Source organism: Nodosilinea sp. FACHB-131 (assembly GCF_014695395.1).
Classification (GTDB): domain Bacteria; phylum Cyanobacteriota; class Cyanobacteriia; order Phormidesmidales; family Phormidesmidaceae; genus Nodosilinea.
Window position 1 is genome coordinate 25,451 of the sequence record NZ_JACJOF010000031.1, and the last position, 15,778, is coordinate 41,228.

The window sequence follows — 15,778 nt, forward strand, 5'->3', positions numbered from 1 at the left end:
CTTGGTCTTCGATATGAATGCCCGCGAACTGCTCGACGCCTATGCCCGCGGCGATATGGACTTTCAGGGTAAGACCCTGGTGGGCATCGACCTCGCCGGGGCTGATTTGATTGGGGCCAATATGGTGCAGGCGGATCTCGAGAACGCCAACCTCATGCTGGCATTTTTAACGCGGGTGCGCTTTCGCCAGGCCAATTTGTCGCGGGCGCGGCTGGGGGGCGCTAACCTCAACCAGGCTGATCTGTCGGCTGCTATGCTGCGTGATGCTGATCTGCACGGAGCCAGCCTGCAGGGGGCTGACCTGCGCAGCGCCAACATGACCCTGGCGGATTTGCTCGATGCCAATCTCACTGGCGCCGACTTGCGCAACGCCGATCTCAGCGGCGCTAACCTCACCGGGGCTTGCCTGCGCGGCGCCAATCTACGCCAGGAAAACCGCAAATACGCCACCAATCTGCGGGGAGCTAAGCTACACTTAGCCGACCTGCGGGGCACCAATCTTTCGGGAGCCGATTTGGCCTACGTTGACCTTAGCGGCGCTAATCTCAGTGAGGCGGTGCTGCGCGATGCCAACCTCAAGGGGGCCAATTTGCAAGGGGCGCTGTTGTGCAATGCCAATCTTAGCGATGTTGACCTTAGTCAAAGCTGTTTAGAATCCGCCGATCTCACCCACTGCCGTTTCCCCCGTAGCAACCTCAGCCAGGCTAATCTTAACCGCGTCAATGCTAAAGGGGTTGACTTTACTGAGGCCACCATGGCCCTAGCTCAGATGGATGACTGCAACTTGGCCAGCGCTCGCTTTAGTCGGTCTGACCTGTCTCGGGTAAGTCTGCGTCGTTCTATTCTCACTAAAGCTCTGCTAGTTGAAGCCTATTTGGGCCGGGCCGATCTCACCGATGCCGACCTGAGCGAGGCTATTTTAGAGCGAGCCGAAATCAGTAGCACCACCCTAGTCAACGTCACACTAGCGGGAACTACCATGCCTGATGGCAGTATTCACGAGTGATAGGAGCGGCTCTGTTCCTGGTGAACTACAGCGCCAATCGCTCCCATAGATATTTAATAGTCCAGTTCTTCTTCGTACTCAGTGACTTTTTTCTTTTGGGGAATGTTGAGGGGCTTTGCCTCGTAGGGTGCGCCCTCGTCTTCCTCTGTCCAAACGTCTTCGGTGACATCTTGGAAATCGGCGTCGTAGGCTTTGTAGGTGCTCTGGTCATCTAGGGTAGCGGCCTGGTAGCGTTCTGCAGGCTGCTGGGCCTGGAGAGGGGCTTCAATGCGCTCGGGTTCGCCCCAGTCATCATCGCTCCAGCGCTCTTCGGTGGTAGCAGGACGGGCTTTGCTGAATTCGGCAGGTACCTGCACCCCAGAGGGCAACTGATTGGCAGTTGACACCGGCATAATGTATTCGCTGTCGTCGTTGCGATCCCACGGAGCGCTGCCGATACCCAGGCGCTCTAGCAAGCCAACGCTGAGCTGCACCATTTTTTCTTCGGCACCTTCAAAGACAATCAGGCGATCGGGGCCGCTACTGACTACTTCGTCAATGGAAAGCTCGTAGGTGCTGATCACCTGGTCGGGAATCTGGGGCAGTCCAAAGGAGGCGATCACAATAGTTTCTAGTCGTCCGGTGGTGACGTCGAACTTAAAACCACGCACTCGGCCCAGGGGTTCCCCAGTCTCGGTGATGACTTCACAGTTGACCAGCGTGCTGTAGGGGGCCACGCTCATTTCGTCGTCTAAAACGGCTTCGTCGTCTACCAAGATGACATCGCCAATCTGGCGAATGTTGGTAAGGGCCATGACCTGCTGGGTGCTCGATACCAGCCCAGACATAATATTTTCGCGTAGGCCAATGGCCACGACTTCTCGCTGGTCTACATCGACCCAAACCTGGCTCACAATTCCCAGCCGCTGGCCAGAGTTGCGGGTAATCACCTGGGTGCCCAAGAAGTCGGAGCGAAGACGATATTTGTCTAAGGTCATGTTTAATCCATCTCGTGGACCGAGACAACAGAGCGCTAGTAGGAGCTGGGCCGGTGGCAGACCGCGTTACCGAGGTAAAACGATTCCTTAACCTAAGTAGCTATCTTAACCAGAATCGTCTAATTCTACAGGAGGGAAGACCGAACTACCAGACAGATTCAAGCAGTCTACTAGCTTGATTTGGTTGACAAATTAGGCTTTAGGGAAATGGGGGAAAGCCTTAAACCTGACATGCCTTTTACTACATGTCGTGTCTACCTTGGCTAAGACTATGGCGTCGCACTTTGGGGCTCCAAATCGATGCCGAGTACCTGAGTATAGGCTCCGCGAGCCTGGGTGACGCCGATGGTGCGTTGGGCGGCTTCAATCATCGGGCGACGTAGGCTAACCACGATGAACTGGGCCTGCTCGGTCTGGTGCTTGATCATACGCGACAGTCGCTCTACGTTGGCTCCATCAAGGAACATGTCAACCTCATCGAAGGCGTAAAACGGGGAGGGGCGATAGCGTTGGAGGGCAAAGATGAAACTGAGGGCAGTGAGAGATTTTTCGCCCCCAGACATGGAGGCCAGTCGGCGCACGGGCTTGCCCTTGGGGTGGGCGACCAGGTTAAGGCCGCCGTTGAAGGGGTCTTCGGGGTCTTCGAGCTGGAGGTGGCCATCGCCATCGGAAAGTTCGGCAAAAATTGACTGGAAGTTGAGGTTGACGGCATCGTAGGCTTCGGTGAAGGCCTGGCGGCGCAGAGTGGTGAAGGTCTCGATGCGCAGCAGCAGCTCGGTGCGCTCTTCTTCAAGGGTAGTGAGTTTGTGGGTCAGCTCAGTGAGACGCTCTTCAGTGCGGTTGTATTCTTCGAGGGCCAGCATGTTGACCGGCTCCATAGCCTCCATGCGGCGCTGGAGCGATCGCAGCTCTTTCCGCAACTCCTCTAAATCGGTTTCGGCAGGAATCTCGGGCAGGGGGTCGGGCAGCTCCGCCGCTTGAGTCGCCAGTAATTCTTGAGCCTCGGCCAGCAGCTGGCGGCGCTCCTGCTGGGTTTCGAGCAGCTTTTGGCGCTCCCACTCCTGCTGTTGGGTCTGGGTACGCTGGGTGCGCAGCCGTCCCTCTAGCTCGTCGCGAACAGCTTTTTCGGCGGCTAGGGTTTGGTCGAGGGCGGCCATCTGCTGGCGCAGCTGAGCAATTTCACCATTCAGCCCGGCCTGCTGCTGCTGGAGCTGGGTAAGCTGCTGGTCGCGCTCAGCCTGCTGCTGGGCCTGGGTGGTGAGGGTCTGCTGGGCCTGGGTAAGGGCGATCTCAAGCTGCTGGCGCTGGTTGTGCAGCTCTTGCAGCTGGCGCTCAGCGTCTTGCAGGGCCTGCTGGCGATCGCTCAACTGACTCTCTAGCTGCCCCACAGCCGCTTGGGCCGTCTGCCACTCGCTGTGGGCCTGGGATTGCTCTAGCTCACCGAGGGCCTGCTGCTGCCGGGCGATCTCGGCTTCCTGAGCGGGCAGGGAGACTGCGAGTTCTTGCAGGCGGGCCTGGGTGCTGGTCAATTCCTGCTGGTGCTGACTGAGCTGGGTTTCGAGCTGGGCAAGTTGCTGGGCCTGCTGCTGCTGCTGGCTCTGCTGCTGCTCGTTCGCCAGCTGGAGTTCGCGGTATTGCTGGCGTTGGGCAATTAAGCTTTGGGAGAGAGTTTGCAGGGTTGCGGAGGTGGCGTTGAGGTCGCGATCGCACCGTTCTAGCATCACCTCAATATCTCCCAACCGCTGGCGCAGGGCTTGGGCTTCTGAGGATTCTGCCGGTTCTACGGTGCCAAAGTGCAGGCCACCGGAGCGCGACGACACGTTACCCCCGGTCATCGCCCCACTGGTTTCGAGGATTTCTCCTTCCAGCGTGACGATGCGGTAGTCGCCGAGGTACTGCCGGGCTGAGGTGAGGCTGTCAAACACCACGGTGCTGCCAAAGGTGTAGCCAAAAATGTCACGGTAGCGGGGATCACAGTCGATCAGGTTGACGGCGTAGTCGAGGAAGCCATCCGGTCGCTTCCAATCGGGCACGGGGGTGAACCGAGGAGCGCGAATTTTGTTCAGGGGCAAAAAAGTGGCCCGTCCGGCGCGGCGCTGCTTGAGAAACTCGATCCCCTTGGCGGCCACCTGGTCGTTCTCCACCACTAAGTAGCCGAGGCGGGCCCCGGCGGCGATCTCTAGGGCTAGCTGATATTTGGGGTCTACTTTGCCCAGCTGAGCGACCAGACCGCTGATGCCTGCCAGACCGCTGTCGAGCAGGAGTTTGGTGGCGTGGGTGCCCTGGCTCTCTTGCAGAGCCTGGGTTTGGGCTTCGAGCTTGTCGAGTTCGCGCTGCTTGTCGCGCTGTTCTTTGAGCAAACGGGTTTGGGTGTCGCGCTGGACAGAGAGTTCTGCCTCAGCGGCGGCAATCTTGGCAGCGATCGCCTGGATTTCTTTTTCCGCTGCCGCCAACCGCTGGGCGAACCCGGCATCGGCATCAGACTCTGCTGGCGCAGACCCCAGGGTGTTGCGCTGCTCGGTCAACGTCTCAATTTGCTGGTCGAGCTGGCGCAGGCGCTCTTGCAGACGAATCTGCTCGGCCCGCTGGGGTTCGACATCGCTCCGCAGAGTTTCGATCGCCTGACGCAGCTGGGTCTGCTGCTGAATGCTGGCTTGAGACTCAGAGGCGATCGCCAACGTCGCCTGGCGGCGTTCTTCTAGAGCTTGCTGCACCTGGTTTTTGGCCTCGGTAAGGGCAATTAGCTCTCCCGTGGTTAATGACTCAATGGATCGTCCTACCTGCTCTAAATCGCGCTGCTGCTGCTGACGGGCGATCTCGGTGTCGCGACGAAGGGCCGATCCCTGGTTGGTGGCGTTGCGGTTCTCCTGTTCTTGGCGCTGGAGCTGGCGTAGCTCAGCCTCGTGGGTGGCCACTTGAGATTGCAGAGCCAAGTGCTCGTCTTCGCCCATAGCCCGAATGTGGGCATTGAGGGTGGCGAGTTCGGCGTCGAGGGCGGCGATCGCCCCCTGCCCCTGGGCGATCGCCTCGGCTAGCTGGGTAGATTTGACCTCTCCCTGCTCTAGGGTTTGCTGTAGGGCCGCGATCGCTCGCTGCTGGCTCTGCCACAGCAGCACGGCTTCCCACTGGCTCTTGGTCTGAAAGGATTCCTTAAGGCGCTGGTACTTCTCAGCCTTTTGCCGGTCTTGGGCCAGGCGCTCCAGCTGGGCTTGCAGCTCGCGTTCGACGATGCGAAAACGCTCTTCGTGGTCGCGCACGGCCTCCAGCTTGCCCCGGGCCTGGTCAATTTTGCGATCGAAGGCGGCGACCCCAGCTAACTCGTCGATAATTTCCCGACGCTCGCGGGAGTTCATCGAAATGATGCTGGTGACATCCCCTTGCAGCACCACGTTGTAGCCTTCGGGATAGACATGAAACCGCTGCAGCTGCTCGTGGAGTTGGTTAAGGGTGCAGGGCTCGCCGTTGATGTAGTAATTAGAGGTGTAGGTGCCCTGGCTGGTCACCCGCAGCCGCCGAGTCACACTCCACTCGCGGCCCGTGGGCAGAGTCACGACGTTGGCCGTGCCGTCTGGCTCAGAAATTTCGAGGGTGGGAGAACTGCCGTTGTGACCGTTGGGGTTAGCGATTCCCTGCAAGGGAGGCTTCGCCAACGCACTGTGGCCGTTGCGGCTATTCCCCTGGGCCTCGGTGCCCTCGTCGCTATCAATCATCAGGTCGGCGGCCACGTCGCTGAGGTCAAAGGTGACTGTGACGCTGGCTTCAGAGGTCGCGCGACGGCTCATCTGGTTTTGGTTCACCAGGTCGGGCAGGCGATCGGCCCGCATGCCCTTAGAGCTGGCCAACCCTAAGCCAAACAGCAGCGCGTCTAGAATGTTCGACTTGCCCGAGCCGTTAGGCCCAGATATGACAGTAAACCCAGGCAACAGTGGAACCTGGGTCGTACCTCCGAACGATTTAAAGTGGGACAGCTCGACACGCTTGATGTGCACTGGCCAGCGTTACCTCAGACGTGAAACAAGTGTACTATAGGGCAAGGATTTTAGCTATCTGACTTAAGCAGCTAGGATCCACACCTGTTAGCTAGGCTGATGCCGCCTAAGTTTAGTGCAAAGAGAAGAATTTGTACGCTAGATGGCGGAGAAGTCCTCCACATTTTGCGCCAGCCGCCTCAAATTTTTGGGTTGGCAGCAAGAACTGCACCCTGCCAGGAAAACTAATTCAGGATGGCACAATGAAAGGGAAAATCTACCCCCAGCCCCCGTGAGCCAGCCCACTCCCCCACCTCTGTCCCAGCCAATGATTTTGGGCTTTGACCCCGGACGGCAAAAATGTGGTTTGGCCGTCATGGGGCTAGACCGATTATTGTGCTATCAGCAGGTGGTTGCCGCCGATGCGGTAATCAATGAGATCGCTACGCTGCGCCAGCGATTTCCAATTTCGACCATTGTGCTGGGCGACCAAACCGCTTCGGGGAACTGGAAAGATACCCTCAGTCAGCTCCCTGACCCGCCTCGGATCATGCTGGTGGATGAACGATATACCACGCTGGAGGCGCGCGATCGCTACTGGCAGATGTATCCCCCGTCGGGACTGGCAGGGATCATTCCTCAATCGCTGCGCAAAATTTCTCGCCCCATAGACGATATTGTGGCCATTTTGCTGATCGAGCGCTATTTGAACCGCCTGACAGGGGAGTAGGGCACGATCTGTGACCCGTAAAACTCCACCACGTTGGGTACAAGGGTTAAGAAAGGGCTGCGAACTGGCCAATCAACACGAGTTTAAAGTGAGTTTCGCTGCCTCAGACACTGGTGATTCTGGAGATGCAAGCTTTTGACCTACAGCTTTGCCCGAATGGTGAACGAGTAGTCACCGCCGGGCTCGAGCTGGTAGTCGAAGCGTTCTAGAAAGCGGCTGAGGGGTTCGCAGATCAGCGCTCGCCCCAGAGATGGCTCTACCCGCAGGTTGCCCTGGCGAAAGCGCCACTGAAATTGCCATTCGTAGGTGCTAGCCCGCACTTCGCCTTCGATGCGGCCCTGGCTCCATGACTGGTGGGTAATGCGAACGTAGGCGGTGGTTTCAGATGGGCGACGGGTCACGGCAGCAAAAGCAAAGCGATACAAAATAATCGTGATCGAGGGCAGGGCTAGGCAAAACCCCCACAGGTAAGATAACCGTAGCTTAGGCTGTGGTCTACCCCGATATTGTGGGCAGCGATACGGCTCAGCGCCTCAGCGATCGGGCAATTCGGTCACGGGCTGTTTTACCCTAGACGAAAAAACGGTAGCCTAGGAAGAAATAAACTATGATCCCCACCAGCGTGCTAGGCATCTTAGCGGGTGTAGAGCACGTTTCGCTTACCTCATTTCACCGATTGTAAGGTTGGACCCCGCCTGTGCCCAAGGTTGGCATTATCTACAACGACGTTAAGCCTGTGGCCTGCCAGGCCGCTCTCGAATGGGAGGAAAAACTGACTCGTCGAGGCTACACCGTAAGCTTGGCCACTGGCATGGGCGGCATCTTGGGCTATTCTCACCCCGAGCGACCCGTTTGCCATACTCCCCTTGACAGTTTGGTGCCGCCCAATTTCGACGCCGATATGAGTTTTGCTGTGGTGCTAGGGGGCGATGGCACCGTGCTGTCGGCCTGTCGTCAACTCGCCCCCATCGGGGTGCCCCTGCTAACGATAAACACGGGCCACATGGGTTTTTTGACCGAGGCCTACCTGAACCAGTTGCCCCAAGCGATCGACCAGGTGCTGGCGGGCGACTACGAAGTTGAAGAGCGGGGCATGCTAGCGGTGCGCCTTTTCCACGAGTCTAGCCTCGTATGGGAAGCCCTTTGCCTCAACGAGATGGTGCTGCACCGTGAGCCCCTGACCAGCATGTGTCATTTTGAAGTGGCGATCGGCTGTCACTCCCCGGTGGATATTGCGGCTGACGGCATTATTGTATCAACGCCCACCGGGTCTACGGCCTATTCGCTCTCGGCAGGCGGTCCAGTAATTACCCCTGGGGTGTCAGTAACTCAACTCATCCCCATTTGCCCGCATTCGCTGGCGTCTCGAGGGCTGGTGTTCCCCGATCGCGAACAGGTGGTGATTCGCTCAGCCAACCCCGACCCCCTAGTGCTGATTGTGGACGGCAACGCAGGCTGCTACGTCATGACCAAAGACGAGGTGAGCACCTGCCGTGCACCTTATCCGGCGCGGTTCATTCGGCTAAAACCGCCGGAGTTCTTTACGGTACTGCGCGAAAAGCTGGGCTGGGGACTGCCGCATATTGCTAAGCCAACGTCGGTAGAGTTGCCGTGAGGGGTGGCTGGATGGGTGGGTAGGGGTAGCTCAGTGGGAATACTGGTCTGAGCCCTACATTCCCGGTTGCTATGGATTGGCCCACCATTGCTGTCATCATTCCGACCTACCAGCGGGAGACGGTGCTGTGCGACACGCTGCGCAGCCTGCTGGCCCAAGAGTATCCGGCCTACGAGGTCGTGGTGGTAGATCAGACCCAAACCCACCAGCCGGAGACTCGGCAGCAGCTTCAGGCTTGGCAGGATGCGGGGGAAATCACCTGGTACTCAGTGCCCTGGGCAAGCTTGCCGGCAGCTCGGAATTTGGGCATAGAGCGATCGCGTTCTGATCTTGTCCTCTTCATCGACGACGATGTGGTGCTGCCCCCTGGCTATCTCTACGCCCACGCCCGCACCTTTCTGGAGCGGCCGGAGGTTGGGGCAGTGGCAGGGCGCGTGTTTGACCGCATGAAGCTGGCGGAGCAGACGGATCTGGAGATTGACTACCTGCCTCCCCAGGCGATGGATCCAGGAATCGCTTGGTATCACATCGACCTGGTGCACACCACGCAGCCCCAGCGGGTGCTAACGGCGCGGGGGTGCAATATGTCGTTTCGACGAGAACTGTTCGACAAGCACGGACTGCGCTTTGATGAGCGCTTCTACGGCAGTGCCGTGCGGGAAGAGTCTGACTTTTGCCTCCACATTCGCTCCACCGGCTACATCATTTGGTACAACCCAGCGGCGCATCTGGTGCACTTGGGCGAAGAGACGGGCGGCTGCCACGACATTACGACGCGATCGCTCAGCTACCAGATGAACTTTTACCACAACCATTTTCTGCTGGCGCTGAAAAATCTTACCCTGGGGCAAAACCTGCGGCTCTACGGCCGCCTGTTCGACTGTCATGTGCTGGGGCACCCCCCCTGCAATAAAAGCGGCCATCCGCTGAAGATTCTGAGTCGAGGGGTGTTTTTTGGGCTGGGCTGGTTCTATACGGTTTATACACTGGCCACTACCCTGGGCAAACGTGGGCGACTTCATGCCGATATGGAGTAAACCCGACCTGAGGTTAAGAATCTCAGGCTTGAGAATCTACCGGCTGTGGCAACGCCCATAATTCTAGAACCGTCCCTCAAGGCAGAGTATGGCTGACGATCGAGACCCCATTATTCGATTACAGCTAGACCTGTCGCCCGACCAGCCAGGGCTGCTGGAAGGGCTCGACACCTGGCTGCGGCTGGGCCTAATCACTGACCAGCAGGTGCGCGACCTGGGGCGAACCAATCTCAGTTGTGACTGGCTGCCAGCGACAGCAACCGGAGCCGTTTCAGAATTGGATTTGGCCGATGCGGTCAATCCTTTTCTGGAGCCTGAAGGTGCTCTAGCGGCAGGACAAATGCCTACGACCGATGCCGTCCCCGCTGGAGACGCGCCAATTACGGATTTTGTCCCCGCTGAACCGGCTGTTCGCCCCAAACGTCAGCGATCGCCCCGTTTCCGAAACATTCGTCCATCTACCGCGAGACAACCTCAGGGCACCGCTCAGCCACCCGCCCCGACAAACCTCTGGCTTGGCCGCTTAATGAGCGAACTGAGTGTGGTATGGCTGCTGGGGTTAGGAGTATTTTTAGTCGTGCTGTCGTCGGCGGTGCTGGCGGCGACCCAGTGGGCCAGGTTTAACGCGGTGGGGCAGTACCTGGTGCTGTTGGCCTATACCCTGGTATTTTGGGCGGCGGGGCTGTGGTGTCATCGCCGCCCAAATTTGCAGCTAACGGCTAAAACCCTGCAAATGATTACCCTACTGCTGGTGCCGCTGAATTTTTGGGCACTGGATGGGCTGGGGGTGTGGCGTGGGGGCGGAGTGCTGGTGGGGGCGATCGCCGCCATTCTGTTGACCCTAACGGCTCTGCAGGTGCTGCGTCAGCAGCAAAGCACTCCCCTAGAGCAGGCCAATGCTTTGGGATTGGCCTACCTGCACACTGGCTGGGGTCTAAGCAGTGAGTGGGGTGGGGTGCCGTTGCTGGCCGTCTATGCCGGAGTTTTAGGAACTGCTGCGGCCACGGTCTATGGTCAGCGGCAGGGCAGATCTCCTGGGCTGCGCTGGTCTACGGTAGCCATCACGGCGGCCTTGGGGCTACTGCTGGCAAGGGGCCTGGGGGCCCTAGACGCTGAACAACTGGGGCAGCTGGGCCTAGCCTTTGGGCTGTATGGCGCGACCTGGGTATGGCTGGGACAGCGACGACTGGTGCCCCAGCCCCAGCGTGAAGCCAGTCTGGAGGCATCCCCGGGGGCTGAATCTGCTGCCGATGGCACCTCTCGCTGGGGAATTGCTGCTGGGCGAGGACTGCTGTGGTGGGGCTGGCTGTTAGCGATCGCAGACTGGCTTATCCAGGCATTTGGGATCGGTCTGCTTGGCCTTGCCCTGCGTGTTCAGGCGTTGGGCAAGCTGGGTAAGCGGCGGGATCTGCTGATTGCCTATGCGATCGCCATACAGCTCGGCTTTGTCGGCTGGGAGATGCTGCCCCTGTCGCTACGGCAGCCCGTGCTTGCCTCCCTGGCTAGGCTAGATGAATTTGCGGCTGGCACCTGGCCACTGCTGGGAATTTCGCTATTTCCCTACGTGGTGGGAATGGTGGCCCTGGCCGACTGGTATCGGCGGCGAGACAAGCTGAAGCTGGGCCGCTTTAGTGACAGCATTGCCCTGGGTAGCAACCTTGTATTGACGCTGATCAGCCTGGCCAGCGGCCCGGTGCTGGTGGTGAATTTGATCGCCTCCACGATCACGGCGCTGGTGGTCACGCTGCGGCGCTCTTCCCCTGCCCCGTGGCGCATTGTTGTCACCTATGGCTTGGCCTTGGGGAGTATTGTGGCAGCCATTAGCGATCGCTGGCCAAGTCTGCCCCTGAGCCGCTGGGTCGTGGTCATGGTGGCCCTGGCAACGGTGGCGCTGGTGCTGAGCAAGGCTCTGCGTGCCCTCTGGGGCAGTACGGCCTGGCTTTATGGGGTCGGCTTGTCTGCTCTGAGCTACGCGCTGCTGTGGGCAGATCTGGTCGATAGCGGCTGGCGGGTCAGCTCGAGCTGGGTGGGTCTAGTGATACCGCTGGTACTGCTGCTGATCGGTCGCCACCGTGCCAGCGTGCTGACCACAGGTATTGCGCTGCCCTTTACTCTAGGCCTACCGTGGACAAGGCTGGTGGGCCTGAGTTCGGCGACAGCTTTAACGGGGGTGAATAGCACCGTCTATCGGCGGCCAGGGGTGGCGTTTTTGGCGGTGGGCTTCGCCTTGGGCTGGGTCTATAGCAGCTTGGCGGACTGGGTTACGGGTTTCCCCCGCCATTTAGCTGACTGGGGTCTGGTGACGGTGGGGCTGATGGCAGCACTGTGGGTTGCTTGGAGAGTGCTGCCATCAGCCCAGGATGCTGAGACGCCTTCGCTGCCTGAGTTGTATCGGGTAGCTTGCGATCGCTGGGGCCACATCCTGGCCCTTGGCTTACTGACCCTGTCTACTTTTGCAGTCTCTTTCTACTACCTTGACTGGCGTGAACCTCGCCCCTTGATCGTTGCTGTCCTGGCTGCATTCTTGATGACTCTGGTCCTCCGCTTTTGGGGAACTGTGCGTCCTTTGGCTATTTACCTGGGGGGTTGGGGGATAGAACTGCTAGTAGCCGGGATCGTAATCGAGCGCTATTCCGCAGTGGTTTCTCTGGCGGTGCCAACTTTGGGACTCGGGGCGATCGCTCTGGTTCTATCCGCGATTGTGGGACGTTCTCGCCCGGATCTGGGTCCCCCCCTGCAAACCCTGACGCTGCTCTATGCCGGATTGGCCTTAGCTCTACGGGCCTACACAGCTACGGCTTGGACAGGCTGGCTCGTCGTCGTCGCGGCCCTGCTGGTGCTGGAAGTGGGGCGGTGTTCCCAAACCGCCCTGGCTCGCTGGCTGGCCTTGGGGCTGCTGTCGGTGGGGTGGTACGAGCTGGTGATCTACCAGATGTTGCAGGGCTCTGGCGGCGAGGCGGCCGATGCTCTGCTGGTGCTGGCGGGAGTTGCTGCGTTGATCATGATCCTGTACCGCTTGGCGGCAGGGCAGCTCGATCGCACCCTGGGTTTGCCCCAGCTGGAGCTAGTCTGGGCGGCCCACCTGCACTGGTTCATTGGTAGTTTACTAATGCTGGGAGGTGGCATTGGCTTTGGGTTTGCCGAGGCCACTCTGGGGTGGCTGGGGTTAGCGATCGCCACTGCCCTGTTGCTCTATGCCCTCAGCCAAGGACGGTTGGGGACTGCGGAATCAGTCAAGCAAGCCTGGGTTTACGCTGGCCTAGTCGAGCTAGTGGGCTGGTTTGCCCTGGGGCGATCGCTGTTCCCAACGCTAGGATTCCTCGATAACTGGTGGGGCGTAGTGGCCTGTGCCGTGGCCGTGCCCGTGTATTGGCTACCCTGGGTCACCTGGAGCTGGCCCCAGCGACCCTGGCGGGTGATGGCCGTAGTGTTGCCGCTGCTGATTGCCCTGCTCACGGGCGGGTTTGACCATATCCCGACCCTGTGGATGCTGGTTGGGTTCTACGGCTGGCTGGCCTGGCACAGCGGCAAAATTCGCCTGTCTTACCTCTCAGTTCTCTGTGCTGCCTGGGCGGTCTGGGTCTGGCTTGAGAACCGCTCTATCGACGACAGCCTCGCTTGGGTACTGCCCTTGGGGCTGGCTCTGCTCTACATCGCCCAGGTCGATCCAGCTTTGAAGCGCTCTGAGGGAAAAGAACAACGCCACTGGCTGCGGCTGATTGCCCTGGCACTGATTTTGCTTACAGCGCTGCTAACCGAACGCTGGGCGGGGCTGCCGGTGGGAGCGATGGCCTTGGGGGCAATCGCCGCCGGGCTCCTGCTGCGCATTCGTGCCCTGCTCTACGTGGGCACCGTTGTCTTTGCCCTCAACGCCCTCAACCAGCTAGTGGTGCTCAACGCAGCCTTTCCCTTTATCAAGTGGGTGGTTGGCATTTTAGTCGGCGTTGCCCTGATCTGGATTGCCGCCGATGTGGAGCGTCGCCGCGGTCAGTGGCTTCAACTCACCCAGAACTGGGGCCAAGACTTAGATGCCTGGCAGTAGGAGAAAAGTTCTGAGTTATTAATTTTGAATTTTAAGTTGACCGAGCAATTCAAAACTAAGAACTCAAAACTAGCTGCTCTAGGATGCTGAATTTTCAGGATCCAACTACTCTGGCGGCGGTAACAGCGGCTAACAGATCGCTGTGCACGGCTTTAGAGCTGCCGATCACCATGCCCGGCCTTAGGTAGTTGCTACAGGTGTGCAGCGGCGGCGGTGGATTGCCGGTAAACGTAGTAACAATGTAGCCCATTTCCTGGGCCATGAAGGCCAGCACGGCTCCGTCAATAAACTGCCCTTTGGCCAGCACCGCCCCGGCCAAGTCGCCGCTGAGCAGACCGTTAAAGTTAGGAATTTGGGTCTCTTTGGAGTAGTCGGTTTTGGTGTGGTAGACCCGGTAGCGATCGCTCAAGTAGGGCACCAGATCGCCCATTTGCCACCCTAAACAGATGGCTGGAGTAGGGCTTTGAACCTTGAGCTGGGTGCAGTCATCGAGAGACTGAGCCAGGCTCCCCATAAATGTGCCCTCTCCCCGCAGGGTGTAGTAATAGAGGTCTTGGCTAGGGGTGATGGCGATCGCCGCCTCGTAGTCATCCGCATTGAGAATCCCCAGAATAATCTGGTAGTTCGAGTGGCCATCCAGATAAAACTGGGTGCCGTCGATGGGGTCAAGGGTGATTAAATAGTCGCCCTGCGGCCCTAGATCAATGGCGCGAAAGTACTTGGTGTTGTAGGTCTGTTCATGCTCTTCGCCGTAGAAGCGCACCGAGGGAAACAACCCCAGCAGCACCACTTCCATCATGGTTTGAATTGACAGATCTGCATCGCTGAGGGCCGAGGCAAAAAAGTTGTCGCCCTTACCGTCTTTGTCGGGCTGAGCTGCAATCTGGGCCTGAACCTTCTGGGCATAGGCCCCAGCAGTCTTGAGGTAGGGCAGCAGCGCCGCCAGAATTTGCCGGGGAGTGATGGGGGTCATAGGAGATGCAGCGAAAGAATGAAAATGGAAGAGCAAAAAATAAAAAACGCCCGACAGGTTTGAGTCTTGGTACTTTGGGCTGGTCTAACCCAGACTTTACCGGCTATATCAGCGCTAGAACAGCAAAATAATCTAAAAAAACAGGGCCCCTCAAACGAAGAAGCCCTGTGTTGGTTCAGGTAATGTCAGCTGCTTAGCGAAGCTGACCTATGGCTTGCAACTAGACCGCAGCGGTGGTGGAAACCTTAGCGTCAAGCTCGCCCTTGGCGTACTTAACGGCGTAAACTTCCACGGGCTCTTGCTTGATCTTGCTAGCCTGACCGGCAGTGCCAAAGGCGTCATAGCGCTCAGCACAGACCTCGGTCATGTACTTCATCGAGGGCTTCATGAAGTGGCGAGGGTCAAAGTTGGCGGGATCCTTAAAGGCTGCTTCGCGGATGGCGGCGGTGATGGCCAGACGGTTGTCGGTGTCGATATTCACCTTGCGCACGCCGCTCTTGATGCCCTTCTGAATTTCTTCGATGGGCACGCCGTAGGTCTCAGGAATATTCCCGCCGTACTCGTTGATCATATCGAGCCACTTCTGGGGCACAGAGGAAGACCCGTGCATAACCAGGTGAGTGTTGGGCAGGCGGCGGTGAATTTCTTCGATGCGGCTAATAGCCAGGATCTCGCCGGTGGGCTTGCGGGTGAACTTGTAGGCACCGTGGCTGGTGCCGATGGCAACGGCCAGCGCATCCACCTGGGTGGCTTCTACAAACTGCACGGCTTCGTCGGGGTCGGTCAGCAGCTGATCGTGGCTGAGGGTACCCTCAAAGCCGTGACCGTCCTCTGCTTCGCCGGCGCCGGTTTCGAGGGAGCCGAGGCAGCCCAGTTCGCCTTCCACGCTACAGCCGATGGAGTGAGCAACTTTCACGACTTCGCCGGTAACGGCAGCGTTGTAGTCAAAGCTAGCGGGGGTTTTGGCATCAGCTTCCAAAGAGCCGTCCATCATGACGCTGGTGAAGCCGTTGCGCAGAGCCGAGTAGCAGGTGGCGGGGGAGTTGCCGTGGTCTTGGTGCATCACCACGGGAATGTGGGGATAGGTTTCGACGGCGGCGAGCACCAGGTGACGCAGGAAGTTTTCGCCAGCGTAGGAGCGAGCACCGCGAGAGGCCTGCAAAATCACGGGGCTGTCGGTGTCATCCGCCGCCTTCATGATCGCCAGAATTTGCTCCAGGTTGTTTACGTTGTAGGCCGGAATGCCGTAGCCGTTCTCAGCAGCATGATCCAGCAGTAGCCTCAGTGAGACAAGCGCCATAAAAATCCTCCTAGTGTGTTCTCGCCGTTAGGCCTTCAGACGTTTTAGTAGGTAGCCTTACTCATCAATCTTAGGACAGATCGATGGATATATAACGAAATGTTTGGACAAGCTAAAGTCAAGCTTAAAA

At 58.7% G+C, this 15,778-nt stretch carries 10 protein-coding genes; 5 read left to right on the forward strand and 5 right to left on the reverse strand.

Translation table 11 applies throughout. The annotated features are described in order from the left end of the window. Window positions 1-13: 13 nt before the first annotated feature. Window positions 14-1,006, forward strand: coding sequence for a pentapeptide repeat-containing protein (locus H6F75_RS21340; RefSeq protein WP_190754467.1), 993 nt, complete (start codon window positions 14-16; stop codon window positions 1,004-1,006). A 53-nt stretch (window positions 1,007-1,059) separates the two neighbouring features. Here H6F75_RS21340 and H6F75_RS21345 read toward each other — a convergent pair whose 3' ends face one another. Beyond that, complete coding sequence (locus H6F75_RS21345) at window positions 1,060-1,983, reverse strand: PRC-barrel domain-containing protein (RefSeq protein ID WP_190754468.1); 924 nt, start codon at window positions 1,981-1,983, stop codon at window positions 1,060-1,062. A 269-nt stretch (window positions 1,984-2,252) separates the two neighbouring features. Then, window positions 2,253-5,972 (reverse strand): chromosome segregation protein SMC, encoded by a 3,720-nt coding sequence (gene smc, locus H6F75_RS21350; protein ID WP_190754469.1) that lies wholly within the window; start codon window positions 5,970-5,972, stop codon window positions 2,253-2,255. 307 nt (window positions 5,973-6,279) lie between these two features. Here smc and H6F75_RS21355 point away from each other — a divergent pair, with 307 nt between their 5' ends. After that, window positions 6,280-6,681: a Holliday junction resolvase RuvX gene (locus tag H6F75_RS21355; protein ID WP_190754497.1), complete on the forward strand. Its 402-nt coding sequence runs from the start codon at window positions 6,280-6,282 to the stop codon at window positions 6,679-6,681. A gap of 140 nt (window positions 6,682-6,821) precedes the next feature. On the opposite strand, the gene H6F75_RS21360 is transcribed toward H6F75_RS21355, so the two are convergent. Next, window positions 6,822-7,082 (reverse strand): DUF3146 family protein, encoded by a 261-nt coding sequence (locus H6F75_RS21360; RefSeq protein ID WP_190521372.1) that lies wholly within the window; start codon window positions 7,080-7,082, stop codon window positions 6,822-6,824. Window positions 7,083-7,378: 296 nt separating this feature from the next. Between H6F75_RS21360 and H6F75_RS21365 the strand changes: the two genes are divergently transcribed. The 3 genes from H6F75_RS21365 (at window position 7,379) to H6F75_RS21375 (ending at window position 13,375) form a co-directional block, all read left to right on the forward strand. After that, window positions 7,379-8,296 (forward strand): NAD(+) kinase, encoded by a 918-nt coding sequence (locus H6F75_RS21365; protein ID WP_190754470.1) that lies wholly within the window; start codon window positions 7,379-7,381, stop codon window positions 8,294-8,296. 71 nt (window positions 8,297-8,367) lie between these two features. Further along, window positions 8,368-9,333, forward strand: coding sequence for a hormogonium polysaccharide biosynthesis glycosyltransferase HpsN (hpsN, locus tag H6F75_RS21370; protein ID WP_190754471.1), 966 nt, complete (start codon window positions 8,368-8,370; stop codon window positions 9,331-9,333). 88 nt (window positions 9,334-9,421) lie between these two features. Beyond that, on the forward strand, window positions 9,422-13,375 hold the full coding sequence (locus tag H6F75_RS21375; protein ID WP_190754472.1) for a hypothetical protein: 3,954 nt from the start codon (window positions 9,422-9,424) through the stop codon (window positions 13,373-13,375). Between the two features lie 94 nt (window positions 13,376-13,469). Here the strand turns inward: H6F75_RS21375 and H6F75_RS21380 are convergent, their stop codons facing one another. Continuing rightward, a complete protein-coding gene (locus tag H6F75_RS21380; RefSeq protein ID WP_190754473.1) occupies window positions 13,470-14,348 on the reverse strand; it encodes an inositol monophosphatase family protein in 879 nt (292 codons plus the stop codon). Window positions 14,349-14,568: 220 nt separating this feature from the next. Continuing rightward, a complete protein-coding gene (fba, locus tag H6F75_RS21385; RefSeq protein WP_190754474.1) occupies window positions 14,569-15,648 on the reverse strand; it encodes a class II fructose-bisphosphate aldolase in 1,080 nt (359 codons plus the stop codon). Window positions 15,649-15,778 lie beyond the last annotated feature (130 nt).